The organism is Collinsella sp. AM24-1 (assembly GCF_003470325.1).
GTDB lineage: Bacteria > Actinomycetota > Coriobacteriia > Coriobacteriales > Coriobacteriaceae > Collinsella.
In genome coordinates this window covers 1-12,689 of record NZ_QRHM01000026.1, presented here as the reverse complement: position 1 = coordinate 12,689, position 12,689 = coordinate 1, and the positions used below count along the sequence as shown (strand labels likewise).

Genomic DNA, 12,689 nt, shown 5'->3' with positions numbered 1-12,689 from the left:
CTTTTTGCTGCACTGACTTTTCTGAATGCCGGGCTCGAATTAGTTAACCTGCCTCCCGTGTGGCTCCGGAGGGGCGGGGCATAAGGTTTATCGCGAGTTCCGCACGAGCCGAAGGCCACTTAATGTGGCCTTCGTGCGAGCAGGACTGCCCGAGCAGGAAACCTTATGCCCCGCCCCTCCGGAGCCACACGGGAGCCACTGCTAAGTTATCCCCCGGCATTCAGAAAATCTAAGTGCCAAAAAATAAGATTTTTTGACTCTGTGTTGTATAACCCGCCATTCGTGGGTACCATTCAACGCGTACGCAAACAAAAAGGGTTAATTCGCGTGGTATAACCGCGCGGCCCAAAAAGGAGGAGACAAGCATGTCGTCTTTGAAGCCGCTTGCAGATCGTGTTCTGGTCAAGCCCGACGAGGCCGAGCAGAAGACCGCTTCTGGTCTGTATATCGCCAGCAACGCTCAGGAGAAGCCGCAGCGTGGCACCATCGTTGCCGTTGGCGCCGGCAAGGTCAACGACAAGGGTGAGCGCATCCCCATGGACGTCAAGGTCGGTGACGTTGTCATCTACGGTAAGTTCGGTGGCAACGAGGTCAAGGTCGACGGCGAGAAGTATCTGCTGATGCGCGCCGACGACATCTACGCCGTCGTCGAGGCCTAGTCTCGTCAGAATCTCTGATTCGTCTTTGAACGCGCCCGCCGCACAGGACTCGGAAGCGGCGACGCGAGTCACATTTCTTTTGGAGGATTACCTACCATGGCAAAGAACATTACGTTCAACACCGATGCCCGCGCTAAGCTTGCCAAGGGCGTCAACACTTTGGCCGACGCCGTTACCGTCACCATGGGCCCCAAGGGTCGCTACGTTGCGCTGCAGCGCACGTTCGGTGCCCCGACCATCACCAACGACGGCGTTTCCGTCGCCAAGGAGATCGAGCTCGAGGACAACATCGAGAACATGGGCGCTCAGCTGGTGAAGGAGGTTGCCACCAAGACCAACGACACCGTGGGTGACGGCACCACCACCGCAACTCTGCTCGCCCAGGCCATCGTCAACGACGGTCTGCGCAACGTCGCCGCTGGCGCCAACCCGCTGGCCATCCGTCGCGGCATCGACAAGGCCGTTAACGCCGCCGTCGCCGAGATGAAGAAGCAGGCCAAGCCGGTCGAGACCAAGGAGCAGATCGCTTCCGTCGGTACCATCTCCGCCGGTGACCCCGAGGTCGGCGAGAAGATCGCCGAGGCCATGGAGGTCGTGGGCAAGGACGGCGTCATCACCGTCGAGGATTCCCAGACGTTCGACATCACCATCGACACCGTCGAGGGCATGCAGTTCGACAAGGGCTATGTCTCCGCTTACTTCGTCACGGATAACGACCGCATGGAGGCCGTGATGAAGGATCCGTACATCCTCATCACCGACCAGAAGATCTCCAGCGTTCAGGACATTATGCCCGTTCTCGAGGCTGTCCAGCGCGCTGGCCGTGGCCTGCTCATCATCGCTGAGGACATCGACGGCGAGGCTCTGCCTACCCTGGTTCTCAACAAGATCCGTGGCGCCCTCAACGTCTGCGCCGTCAAGGCTCCGGGCTACGGCGATCGCCGCAAGCGCATCCTCGAGGACATCGCCGTCCTCACCGGCGGCCAGGCTGCCCTGGACGAGCTGGGCGTGAAGGTCGCTGACATCACCGCCGATATGCTCGGTACCGCTAAGTCCGTCACCATCTCCAAGGACAATACCGTCGTCGTCGGCGGCGCTGGCTCCAAGGAGGCCATCGACGCTCGTATCGCTCAGATCAAGGGTGAGATGGAGAACACCACCTCTGACTTCGACCGTGAGAAGCTCCAGGAGCGCCTGGCCAAGCTCTCCGGTGGCGTTGCCGTCATCAAGGTCGGCGCTGCTACCGAGTCCGAGCTCAAGGAGATCAAGCATCGCGTCGAGGACGCCCTGCAGGCTACTCGCGCTGCTGTCGAGGAGGGTATCGTCGCCGGTGGCGGCGTCGCCTTCATGGACGCTGCTCCTGCGCTCGATGCTGTCGAGATTGACGACCCCGAGGAGAAGATCGGTGTCGACATCGTCAAGAAGGCTCTGACTGCTCCGGTTGCTACCATCGCCAAGAACGCTGGCTTTGAGGGCGCCGTCGTGGTCGACAAGGTTGCCGAGCTGCCCGCCGGCCAGGGTCTCAACTCTGCCAACGGCGAGTGGGGCGACATGATCGAGATGGGCGTCCTCGACCCCGTCAAGGTCAGCCGCGTCACCCTGCAGAACGCTGCTTCTGTTGCCAGCCTGATTCTCATCACCGAGGCCACCGTCTCCGATGTGCCCAAGAACACTCAGCTTGAGGACGCTATCGCTGCTGCCACCGCTGGTCAGCAGGGCGGCGGTATGTACTAAGGCCGACAAGGTCTAGAACTCCCACCGGGAATCCGGGGGCGGGACGGGGACTTCTCTCCGGAACGTCCTCGGACATGCAAAGAGGCTCCGCATCGCGCTTCGCGCTGCGGAGCCTCTTTGCGTCCTGCGGAATATTCCGGAGAGAAGTCCCCGTCCCGCCCCCGGATTCCCTGCGTTTACGGCCTTGAGGTCGGCGGGCGTAGAAGGACGTGGTCGATAGGAGTACGTGTCCCTTCGCTGTTTCGCGCTTTGCGCGAAAGGCGCGTTACTTTGGGATGGGTGGGGAACGTGGTTGTTGCGGCAACTGGCCCTCGCCAGAAATTACCCCTGGCGTACTTGTACCTCTCTTCCCTCGTGCTACACTTGCAATTGCTGTTTCAGGGCGGGGTGGAATTCCCCACTGGCGGTAAATCGGGCGGTGCCAAAGGGGCGCCGTGGAGCAGGCGAGGCGTCTGCGACCGAGCCGATGAGTCCGCGACCCGTGCGTGTGTTGGTTCGCATGCCGGCTGAACTGGTGAGATCCCAGTGCCAACGGTTAGAGTCCGGATGAAAGAGGCAGGTGATCTTAATGTCTGAACAGTCGCAGCATATCCATTTTGAGAACACGAATAGGTGGAGCACCAAACAGCTCGTTACCATGGCGTTGATGTGCGCCTTGGGAGCGCTGTTTATGTATGTGCAGCTGCCCATCCTTCCCTCGGCACCGTTTTTGACGTATGACCCGTCGCTGGTGCCGGCGATGGTGTGCGGGTTTGCGTATGGCCCCGGTGCCGGTACTGCTGTTGCCGCCATGGCGATCGTTATCCATGCGCTCACTACGGGTGACTGGGTCGGCGCGCTTATGAATCTGGTTGCCACGCTGGGCTACATTCTGCCCGCGGCTATCGTCTACCAGAAGATGCATACCTATAAGGGTGCCGTGATTGGCCTGGTGCTCGGCGTTATTGCCGCTACGGCGTTGTCTATGGTCGCAAACCTTACCATTGGCGTATGGTTCTGGTATGGCTCGGTCGATGTGATCGCCCCGCTCATGATTCCTGCCGTGCTGCCGTTCAACCTTATCAAGACCGTGCTTAACTCGGTATTGACGCTTGCGGTGTACAAGGCGGTTTCCAACCTCATCACGCCTAAAAAGGACCAGGTCAAAGGCCGCGCATGATTGAGTGTCGGGGCGTTTCCTTTAGTTATGACGGTGCCGCACCGGCGCTCGACGGCGTCGATCTGAACATCGAGGACGGGGAGTTTTTCTGCATCCTCGGTGGCAATGGGTCGGGCAAGTCGACGTTTGCCAAGCATCTGAATGCGCTGTTGCAGCCCGATGCGGGCACGGTACGCATCAACGGCATGGATGCGTCCGACCCCGAGCTGGTCTACGACATTCGTTCGACCGCGGGCATGGTATTCCAGAATCCCGACGACCAGCTGGTGGCAACGCTTGTCGAAGATGACATTGCGTTTGGTCCCGAAAACCTAGGCGTGCCATCGGCGCAAATTGCGCAGCGCGTACGCGAGGCGCTGAAGGGCGTGGGCCTGGTGGGCTTTGAGCACCACGAGACCCATGCGCTTTCGGGCGGCCAAAAGCAGCGCGTGGCGCTTGCCGGCGTGCTTGCCATGGAACCGCGCGTGCTCATATTGGACGAGGCTTCCTCGATGCTTGATCCGCGTGGGCGCAAGGCCCTCATGAAGGCTTGCCGCGCGTTGCACGATCGCGGCATGACCATCGTGATGATTACGCACTTTATGGAAGAGGCCGCCGAGGCCGATCGTGTCGCGGTGTTTCGGGCGGGGCATGTTGCCATGCTGGGTACGCCCGAGGAGATTCTGACGCGGGCGAATGAACTCGCTCAGCTCAACCTGGATATGCCGGCGTCGTGCTGCTTAGGTAGGACACTTCGTGCGAAGGGCGTGCCCGTTTGCGCGCAGGTACGTGAGGCGGATATGGTCGCCGAGATTGCGCAGACTTATGCCGAGCGAAGTGGGGCAGGCACCGCGGGGCAGTCTTCCGCATCCCAGTTGGAAATCGCTGACGGCACTGTTCCGGTAGACAACGAGGGCAACGCGTCGGAGCCCGTCATAGAGCTATCCCATGTTTCGTACAGTTATTCGCTCAGTCCGCGCGAGCGCCGCCGCTGGCATAAGCGCTCGGCCACTGCGGGCAAATCGAGCAAACAGGCTCTCTGGGGAAACGACCCCAGCAGTCCGTGGGCGCTGCGCGATGTATCGCTGACGGTGCGTCGCGGCGAGTTCCTGGGGCTAGCAGGCCATACCGGCTCGGGTAAATCGACTCTGGTCCAGCATCTCAACGGGCTGATCCGTCCGCAGGAGGGAAGCATTTGCGCGCTGGGGCTCGACCTATCAAACAAGAAAGACGCCGCTGCGGTTAAGGCCAAGGTCGGCGTGGTGTTTCAGTATCCTGAGCGTCAGCTGTTTGCCGAAACCGTGGCGCAGGACGTGGCGTTTGGTCCGCACAACCTTGGCTTGCCGCAAGATGAAGTCGACCGTCGTGTCGAGTCATCGCTCTCGCGCGTGGGCCTCGATCTTTCCACGGTCGGCGACAAGAGCCCCTTTGAGCTTTCGGGCGGCCAGCAGCGTCGCGTGGCGTTTGCCGGCGTGCTCGCCATGGAACCTGAGGTGCTGGCGCTCGACGAGCCCATGGCAGGCCTCGATCCGGCTGCCCGCAGGGATTTCCTGGAGCTCATTGGCCGTTTACATGACGAAGGCCTGACCGTTGTCATGGTTTCGCACAGCATGGATGACCTGGCAAATTGTTGTGACCGTATCGTTGTGATGAACGAGGGCGCGGTGTTTGCCGAGGGAACGCCCGCTCAGGTTTTTGCGCATGCGGATGAGCTTAAATCAATCGGCTTGGGTGTTCCCGCCGCCCAGCGCATGGCGCTGGCGCTCGCGAAGGCAGGCGTGCCGCTGCGCTTTGACGGCCTCTATACGGTTGAGTCGCTGGCAGACGAGTTGGTGGACCTGCTAATCGGTCGCTCGGGCGGTCCTTCTAACGTCGCGGACATTGCTAAATCCAAGACGGTCGCGCGAGAGGAGGGCTGCTAATGGAGGCGTTTTCGTTTGGCAGCTACTATCCCGGCGATAGTGCGATCCACCGCCTAGACCCGCGAACTAAGTTGCTCTTGGGCTTTGTGTTTCTGATCACGACGCTCACAGTCAGCAGCTTCCGCGGACTGGCCCCGGTCGCAATCTTCGTTGTCCTGATCTATGCCGTGTCCCGGGTGCCGTTGCGCCGGGTCCTATCATCGATGGCACCATTGCTGGCGATTGTCGTGGTGGTCGCAGTGCTCAACCTGTTTTCCGACCAGAGCGGGCGCATCCTGTGGCAGCTCTGCTTTCTGCAGATAAGCGAGGGCTCGCTGCGTTCTGCCGCCTTTATGGCGTGCCGCCTGACCCTGATGATGGCCGGCATGAGCGCCATTACGCTCACCACGCCCACGCTCGACCTCACCGCGGGCTTTGAGCGTCTGCTCGCACCGTTTGCGCGCGTGGGGCTCCCTGCGCATGAGCTCGGCATGATCATGGGTATCGCGTTGCGCTTTATGCCGCAGTTCGCCACCGAGATGAAGCAGACGGCGGACGCGCAGGCAAGCCGCGGCGCGCGCGTGACGTGCGGTCCGCTCGGCGGCGTGCGTATGCTCGGCAGTGTGGCGATTCCGCTGTTCACGGGCGTGTTCCGTCATGCCGAGACGCTTTCGGCCGCCATGGATGCCCGTTGCTATCATGGCGAGCAGGGCCGCGCACGTTTGCATGCGCTTGCATTTGGCCGCAGCGATGCGTTGGCGGCGGTGGTGACGGCGTTGCTGCTCATCTGCGTCATCGTCATCAATCTTCAACTTGTTTAGGCGCGATTCGAGCGCAAGAAAGGGGTCCCTATGACCGACAACGACCGCACGGCTCAGCTTGAGCGCGCCTGTTCGTATCTCAGGCGCATTCCGGCGTGGTATCTGGCCACGACCGATGTGGCCGACGGGTATCAGCCTCGCGTGAGGCCGTTTTCATTTGCCATGGTCGATGACGGTAAGCTGTGGTTTTGCACATCGCGCGACAAGGATGTGTGGGCGGAGCTGAGTGCGAATCCCAAGTTTGAACTCTCGGGCTGGAAGCCGGGGGAGTGCTGGATCGTGTTGACCGGCGAGGCCGCACTTGAGGACGACGCAGTTGCGAGCGACAAGGTGCGTCAAGCGGGTTTTAAGCACATGGTGGGCATCGGCGAGGAACACGAGAGCGCCAACGACGGCCGCCTTGCTTTCTTTTCGGTCCGCAACATTGCCGCCCGCTTCTGCGATATCGACGGCAGCGAAGAGCATCTGGAGCTCTAGCGCGTCTCAAATTAACTACCCGTTCCAAATTGGCTAGTGGCAGGAGGACGCATGGACGGATTGAATACGGTTTTGGAGTATCTGACGTCGGTGCCGGCGTGGTACTTGGCGACGAGCGTGGACGGGCAGCCACATGTACGTCCATTTTCGTTTGCTCAGATCCAGGATGGCAAGCTGTGGTTTGTAACAGCGCGCACCAAAGATGTGTGGCAAGAGCTGCTGCAAAACCAGCGCTTTGAGGCCACGAGTTGGTGGCCGGGCCATGGCTGGCTCATCTTGCGCGGGCGTGCCGGCTTGGATGACCGGGCTTTAGGCGAAATGCGCGAAGCCGGGTGGAAGCATCTAGAGCACCTGGGCGAGCACTATGAGGGGCCTAACGACCCCACGCTCGTCTTCTTTAGCGTCGAGGATCCCGAGGCTTTTATCTGCAATCACGACGAATGGGTGCCGGTCGAGCTCTAGCCAGCTGGCTCATCCTAACAACTTGGTTTTCGCATGGGCGGGCCCCGTATTGCCCGGCGCCGTTAGGAGCGCCGGTCAATACGGGGCCCGCTCCATTTGTCAATTCCTTCAAGCGAATGTGTCGGGAATGTTTCAATGCATGAATATGCAAGCCATTTACGTAGTCATGCATCTTTTGGTGCTAAAGTTTCAACCCACTTCATAACGACCGCTGCGAAATGCGCATCGGTGCATAAATCGCAGACAAGGAGTCTGATATGTCTTTGAAGGTTGGAATCGTCGGCGCGGCTGGATATGCCGGAGCCGAGCTCATTCGCCTCGTCCTCGGTCATCCCGAGTTTGAACTTGCTGCCATTACGTCCAACGCCGATGCCGGCCAGCCGTTGTCTGCGGTGTACCCGAGCTTCACCGGCGTAAGCGATCTTGTCTTTACGACGCATGATGCCCCCGAGCTCAAGAACTGCGACGCGGTCTTTTTGGCCGTGCCGCACACGGCTGCCATGGCACAGGTGCCCGCGCTGCTTGCATCGGGCGTCTCCTGCTTTGATCTTTCGGCCGACTACCGTCTGAACGACGCGTCCGTTTTTGAGGCTTGGTATGCCGCCGAGCATACGAGCCCCGAGCTGCTCAAGACCCGTGCCTTCGGTCTGCCCGAGCTGTTCTGCCAGGACTTGGAGACCGCCGCATCCGACCATGCCGACGGCAAACCCGTGCTGGTCGCCTGCGCCGGTTGCTATCCCACCGCAACGAGCCTTGCCGCCGCGCCCGCCGTGCGCGCGGGCTGGGTGGCCGAGAACGGTCCCGTGATTGTCGATGCCATTAGCGGCGTGACGGGCGCCGGTAAGTCCTGCAACGCCCGCACCCATTTTTGCAGCGCCGACGAGAACTTGGAGGCCTACGGCGTGGGCAAGCATCGCCACACGCCCGAGATTGAGCAAATCCTTGGCCTGACCGATCGCGTCGTCTTTACCCCGCACCTGGCACCGCTCAAGCGCGGTCTGCTCTCCACGGTGACGCTGCCGCTCGCGCCGCAGGCTCTCGACACGCTGGCTCTTGAGGATGTCGTCGACCATTACAAGCAGTTCTACGCCGGTCGCACCTTTGTGCGCGTGCTCGATGCCGGCCAGCAGCCCAAGACGGCTTCGGTCGTCGGCACCAACGCTGCCCAGATTGGCCTCGCGCTCAACAAGCGCGCGGGCGTGCTGGTGGCGACGGGCGCCATCGACAATCTGTGCAAGGGCGCTGCGGGCCAAGCAGTCCAGTGCGCCAATATCGTCTTTGGCTTTGACGAGCGACGAGGCTTGCCTACAGTGGCGTGCCCGGTGTAGCACATTCGATTGTTAACGATTTGGTAGTCGGGTATCGAGTTTGGCGCCACTTTTAAGCTGGTCTCATGATTGTGGCTGGCATGGCGCACCAACCGATGCCCATTTTTTGTTTGACATAAGGAGTCGTAAAGACGATGAATGCTGAGCAGTTCGATATCAAGATTCGTGCCGTAGAGGGCGGCGTAACGGCGGCAGCCGGCTTTAAGGCGGCGGGCATCCATGCCGGATTCCGCAAGAATCCCGAGCGCCTGGATTACGCGCTCGTTGTGCCCGATAAACCCTGTCCCGGGGCCGGCGTGTTTACGACCAACCGCTTTTGTGCGGCGCCCGTGCAGGTGAGCCGTGCCAACCTGGGCGGTACGGACAAGGGCTATGGCATCATCGCCGGTGTTTCAATCAACTCTGGCAACGCGAACGCCGCCACGGGCGAGACCGGCCTTGCCTGTGCGCGCGAGACGTGCAATATCGCCTCGCAGGTCATTGGCTGTGAACCCCAACAGATTTTAGTTGCCTCCACGGGCGTGATCGGACAGATTCTGCCGATCGACACGTTTGAGACGGCAATTCCGTCCGCCTACGAGGCACTCTCTGCCCATGGCGGCGCCGATGCAGCCCGTGCCATCATGACGACCGATACGCATTCCAAGGAGTATGCCGTTCGCTACCGCAGTGAGGCTGTGGGCCATGTGGGCAACGCTTATACGGTGGGCGGCATGTGCAAGGGATCGGGCATGATCATGCCCAATATGGCCACCATGATCGCGGTCATTACTACCGATGCCCCCGTCGAGTCGGCGGCGCTCCACACCCTACTGCTCTCGACCGTTAAACAGACCTTTAATAAAGTGACGGTCGATTCCGATACCTCGACCAACGACACCTGTATCATGCTGGCTTCTGGCGCTGCCGCCGCGGATGCCGAGGGCATCGTCGAGGGCACTGACGCCTTTGACGAATTGGCCTTTGCCGTGCACGAGGTGTGCGAGAGCCTGGCGCGTAACATCGCGGCCGATGGCGAGGGTGCGTCAAAGCTCGTGACGGTTAACGTCACCGGCGCCGCCAACGACGAGGAAGCCGATATCGCCGCCCGTGCCGTCGCCAACTCGCCGCTCGTCAAGACCTGCATCGCTGGCCACGACTGCAATTGGGGTCGCGTTGCCATGGCGCTCGGCAAGTGCGGCGTAACGTTTAATCAGGAAGACGTTTCCATCGACATGATGGGCATGCCCGTCTGCCGCGATGGCCTGACTGTTCCTTTTGACGAGGACGAGGCCCTGCGACGTTTTGAGGCGCCCGAGATCGTGATTTCGGCCGACCTGGGCGCAGGCGACGCGGCAACGACCGTGTGGACCTGTGACCTCACGCACGAGTACATCTCAATCAATGGTGACTACCGCTCCTAGACTCCAGGCACGCTGCGCATCTCGCCGCGATTGCAGGCAGCGGAGCACAGCGCGATAACGATACGAAAGACGAGGCAGATTATGAAATTCGCACGCGATTATCGTTCGAGCGAATCCAACGAAGCAACTGCGCAGCTGCTGTTCGAAGCGCTGCCGTGGATTAAAAACCTGACCGGCAAGACGGTCGTTATCAAGTATGGCGGGGCCGCCATGGTAGACGAGCAACTGCGTTGCGACGTGATGAGCGACATCGTTTTGCTCAAGATTATCGGCATGCGCCCCGTCATCGTGCATGGCGGCGGTAAAGCCATCAACGAGGCGCTGAGCCATTACGATATGCCCGTCGAGTTTAAGAACGGTCAGCGCGTGACCACGCCGGCAACCATGGATATCGTGCGCGAGGTGCTGGGCGGCAAGGTTAACCAAGAGCTGGTGGCGGCAATCAACCACCACGGTAACTTGGCCGTGGGCGTATCGGGCAGCGACGCCGGCACGCTCATCGCCGAGCCGCTCGACCCCGAGCTCGGACGCGTGGGCAAAGTGACGCACGTCAACACCGACTACATCGAGAACTTGCTCGATAGCGAGTATATTCCCGTCATCGCTACCGTCGCGGCGGGGGAGGACGGTGGCTTCTTCAATATCAACGCCGACACCGCCGCCGGTGCCGTTGCGGCGGCGCTCCACGCGCACAAGGCAATCTTTTTGACCGACGTCGACGGCCTGTACAAGGACTTTAGCGATAAAGACTCGCTCATCTCCAACCTAACGCTCGACGAGGTTAATGAGATGCTCTACGGTGGCGAGGTCGATAAGGGCATGATTCCCAAACTGCGCGCGGCCGTCGATGCACTTACCGGCGGCGTATTTCGCGCTCACATCATTAACGGTACCACGCCGCATTCGCTGCTCCTGGAGCTGCTGACCGATGCCGGCGTCGGCACCGTGATCCACTCTACCGAGACGGCCTACGAATTTGATACGCACCCGCACCCGCTTTCGACCTTTGCGGCGCGCCTGGCCGAAAACCTCGACGAGGTCGAGAAGCTCCAGACGGTCTAGCTGGTTAGAAATCGTCACACCGTTACACCCACAGTCCGCGCCACCTGGCGCTTAACGAAAGGCATCTCATGTCACTTGCAGCTCAACAATCGCTCGAATCCCACTACGTGATGCAAACCTTTGGCCGCTCGCCGGTCGAGTTTGTCGAGGGTCACGGCATGAAGCTCACCGGCGACGATGGTCGCGAATATCTCGATTTTCTTGCAGGTATTGGCGTATGCAGCCTAGGCCACGGCAATCCGGCGGTGCTCTCGGCGCTCGAGGCCCAGGCCAAAAAGCTCCTGCATGTCTCCAACTACTTCTACATTGAGCAGCGCGGCCAGGTCGCGGCGTTGCTGTCTAAGCTCGCCAACGACGATGCGGACGGTGCGCGCGTGCTTGCCGACGCGATTGCCGCTGGCGACGAGACCACGGCGGCGGCGCTTGGCGCTCCGACTGCGGGCGAACAGGTGTGGGAGACGTTCTTTGCCAATTCCGGTGCCGAGGCCAACGAGGGCTCTATGAAGCTCGCGCGTCTGTACGCCAAACGTGCCGGCAACGGTGGCAACACCATCGTGTGTATGCGCGGCGGATTTCATGGTCGTACGCTCGAGACCATTGCCGCGACCATGCAGGATTGGCTGCAGGATAGTTTCCGCCCGCTGCCGGGTGGCTTTGTGGCATGCACACCCAACGATGTAGATGAACTGCGTGCAATTTTTAAGCAGTTAGGAAGCGAGATTTGCGCTGTGATGCTCGAGCCGATCCAGGGCGAAAGCGGTGTGCATCCCATGACCGAGGAGTTTATGGCTGCGGCGCGCGACTTGGCACACGAGGTGGGTGCCGTGCTTATCGCCGATGAGGTCCAGTGTGGTATTTTCCGCTCCGGCAAGCCGTTCGCCTTCCAGACTTATGGTGTGGAGCCCGATATCATGAGTCTTGCCAAGGGCATCGCCGACGGCGTGCCCATGGGTGCCGTGGTGGCAAAGAAGGAAATCGCTGACATCTTTAAGCCCGGCGACCATGGTTCGACCTTCGGCGGCAGCTGCTTGGCCATCGCGGCGTGTGCCGCGACGCTCTCCGCGCTTGTGCGCGGTGACTACGCAGACCATGCCGCCAAGGTGGGTGCCTATATGGAGGCAAGGCTCGCCAAGCTGCCGCATGTTACCGAGGTGCGTGGTCGCGGCCTAATGCTCGGCTGTGATTTGGACGATGCTGCGGGTGATGCGCACGACGTTGTGGCTCGCGCATTGGTGGCTGGTGCGGTGATTAACGCTACAGGTGCACATACACTGCGCTTCCTGCCGCCGCTCGTGTGCGAGGAAGCCGACGTGGATGGTCTGATCGAGATCCTGGCGGGTGTTTTAGCTTAGCGCCATCAGGCATAGCAGTTTGAAGCGGGTTCCAGACTGTCACGTGCCGTTTGGCGCACGATTGGGCGAACTGGAACCCGTTTTGCTATCGATTTACCATGGCTGGGATAGGCCGTGTGCAAAAAAGAAAGGCCCCCATCGCTGGGAGCCTTTTCAATCAAGTGGTGGGCGATGAGGGATTCGAACCCCCAGCCTTGTGCGTGTAAAGCACCTGCGCTAACCGTTGCGCCAATCGCCCGCGGGAATTGAGTATAGCGGAAACCCTGCGGGGTTCACCGCTAATTCATAACGAAATCTAAGCGGAGACTTCGGCCTTGATTCTCATCTTCATTGCAACAGCCTCAGGACTCAG

11 protein-coding genes, 1 tRNA gene and 1 riboswitch are annotated in these 12,689 nt (G+C 60.6%); of the genes, 11 read left to right on the top strand and 1 reads right to left on the bottom strand.

Translation table 11 applies throughout. From position 1 onward, the window contains the following. Positions 1-365 precede the first annotated feature (365 nt). From groES to DW661_RS08705, 11 genes are all read left to right on the top strand, one after another. Positions 366-659, top strand: coding sequence for a co-chaperone GroES (gene groES / locus DW661_RS08755; RefSeq protein ID WP_022094351.1), 294 nt, complete (start codon positions 366-368; stop codon positions 657-659). A gap of 96 nt (positions 660-755) precedes the next feature. Further along, entirely contained in the window at positions 756-2,393 is a 1,638-nt protein-coding gene (groL, locus tag DW661_RS08750; protein ID WP_006234938.1) for a chaperonin GroEL, read from the top strand. A 369-nt stretch (positions 2,394-2,762) separates the two neighbouring features. Continuing rightward, a riboswitch (FMN riboswitch) is annotated at positions 2,763-2,955 on the top strand. A 6-nt stretch (positions 2,956-2,961) separates the two neighbouring features. Continuing rightward, complete coding sequence (locus tag DW661_RS08745; protein WP_055252299.1) at positions 2,962-3,552, top strand: ECF transporter S component; 591 nt, start codon at positions 2,962-2,964, stop codon at positions 3,550-3,552. Further along, positions 3,549-5,453: an energy-coupling factor transporter ATPase gene (locus tag DW661_RS08740; RefSeq protein WP_117848002.1), complete on the top strand. Its 1,905-nt coding sequence runs from the start codon at positions 3,549-3,551 to the stop codon at positions 5,451-5,453. The genes DW661_RS08745 and DW661_RS08740 overlap by 4 nt, the downstream gene beginning before the upstream one ends. After that, a complete protein-coding gene (locus DW661_RS08735) occupies positions 5,453-6,253 on the top strand; it encodes an energy-coupling factor transporter transmembrane protein EcfT (RefSeq protein WP_117848004.1) in 801 nt (266 codons plus the stop codon). The genes DW661_RS08740 and DW661_RS08735 overlap by 1 nt, the downstream gene beginning before the upstream one ends. A 30-nt stretch (positions 6,254-6,283) precedes the next feature. Next, positions 6,284-6,730, top strand: coding sequence for a pyridoxamine 5'-phosphate oxidase family protein (locus DW661_RS08730; protein WP_118935368.1), 447 nt, complete (start codon positions 6,284-6,286; stop codon positions 6,728-6,730). 51 nt (positions 6,731-6,781) lie between these two features. Beyond that, on the top strand, positions 6,782-7,192 hold the full coding sequence (locus DW661_RS08725; protein ID WP_055252303.1) for a pyridoxamine 5'-phosphate oxidase family protein: 411 nt from the start codon (positions 6,782-6,784) through the stop codon (positions 7,190-7,192). Positions 7,193-7,449: 257 nt separating this feature from the next. Next, positions 7,450-8,520 (top strand): N-acetyl-gamma-glutamyl-phosphate reductase, encoded by a 1,071-nt coding sequence (gene argC / locus DW661_RS08720; RefSeq protein WP_055252304.1) that lies wholly within the window; start codon positions 7,450-7,452, stop codon positions 8,518-8,520. Positions 8,521-8,654: 134 nt separating this feature from the next. Then, the gene (gene argJ / locus DW661_RS08715; RefSeq protein WP_117646039.1) at positions 8,655-9,923 is read left to right on the top strand and encodes a bifunctional glutamate N-acetyltransferase/amino-acid acetyltransferase ArgJ; all 1,269 of its coding nucleotides are present in this window, start codon (positions 8,655-8,657) and stop codon (positions 9,921-9,923) included. An 81-nt stretch (positions 9,924-10,004) separates the two neighbouring features. Further along, positions 10,005-10,985 carry an acetylglutamate kinase gene (gene argB / locus DW661_RS08710; protein ID WP_117646041.1) on the top strand — a complete coding sequence of 327 codons (981 nt, stop codon included), beginning with the start codon at positions 10,005-10,007 and terminating at the stop codon, positions 10,983-10,985. A 68-nt stretch (positions 10,986-11,053) separates the two neighbouring features. Then, positions 11,054-12,337 carry an aminotransferase class III-fold pyridoxal phosphate-dependent enzyme gene (locus DW661_RS08705; protein WP_117646043.1) on the top strand — a complete coding sequence of 428 codons (1,284 nt, stop codon included), beginning with the start codon at positions 11,054-11,056 and terminating at the stop codon, positions 12,335-12,337. A 162-nt stretch (positions 12,338-12,499) separates the two neighbouring features. On the opposite strand, the gene DW661_RS08700 is transcribed toward DW661_RS08705, so the two are convergent. Further along, positions 12,500-12,575: transfer RNA gene (locus DW661_RS08700), tRNA-Val, on the bottom strand. Positions 12,576-12,689: the final 114 nt, after the last annotated feature.

Coding starts and splice junctions, on each gene's coding strand:
- DW661_RS08735 (WP_117848004.1), top strand. CDS start 5,453: ATGGAGGCGTTTTCGTTTGGCAGCTACTATCCCGGCGATAGTGCGATC.
- DW661_RS08705 (WP_117646043.1), top strand. CDS start 11,054: ATGTCACTTGCAGCTCAACAATCGCTCGAATCCCACTACGTGATGCAA.
- argB (WP_117646041.1), top strand. CDS start 10,005: ATGAAATTCGCACGCGATTATCGTTCGAGCGAATCCAACGAAGCAACT.
- argJ (WP_117646039.1), top strand. CDS start 8,655: ATGAATGCTGAGCAGTTCGATATCAAGATTCGTGCCGTAGAGGGCGGC.
- DW661_RS08730 (WP_118935368.1), top strand. CDS start 6,284: ATGACCGACAACGACCGCACGGCTCAGCTTGAGCGCGCCTGTTCGTAT.
- DW661_RS08725 (WP_055252303.1), top strand. CDS start 6,782: ATGGACGGATTGAATACGGTTTTGGAGTATCTGACGTCGGTGCCGGCG.
- groL (WP_006234938.1), top strand. CDS start 756: ATGGCAAAGAACATTACGTTCAACACCGATGCCCGCGCTAAGCTTGCC.
- groES (WP_022094351.1), top strand. CDS start 366: ATGTCGTCTTTGAAGCCGCTTGCAGATCGTGTTCTGGTCAAGCCCGAC.
- DW661_RS08740 (WP_117848002.1), top strand. CDS start 3,549: ATGATTGAGTGTCGGGGCGTTTCCTTTAGTTATGACGGTGCCGCACCG.
- argC (WP_055252304.1), top strand. CDS start 7,450: ATGTCTTTGAAGGTTGGAATCGTCGGCGCGGCTGGATATGCCGGAGCC.
- DW661_RS08745 (WP_055252299.1), top strand. CDS start 2,962: ATGTCTGAACAGTCGCAGCATATCCATTTTGAGAACACGAATAGGTGG.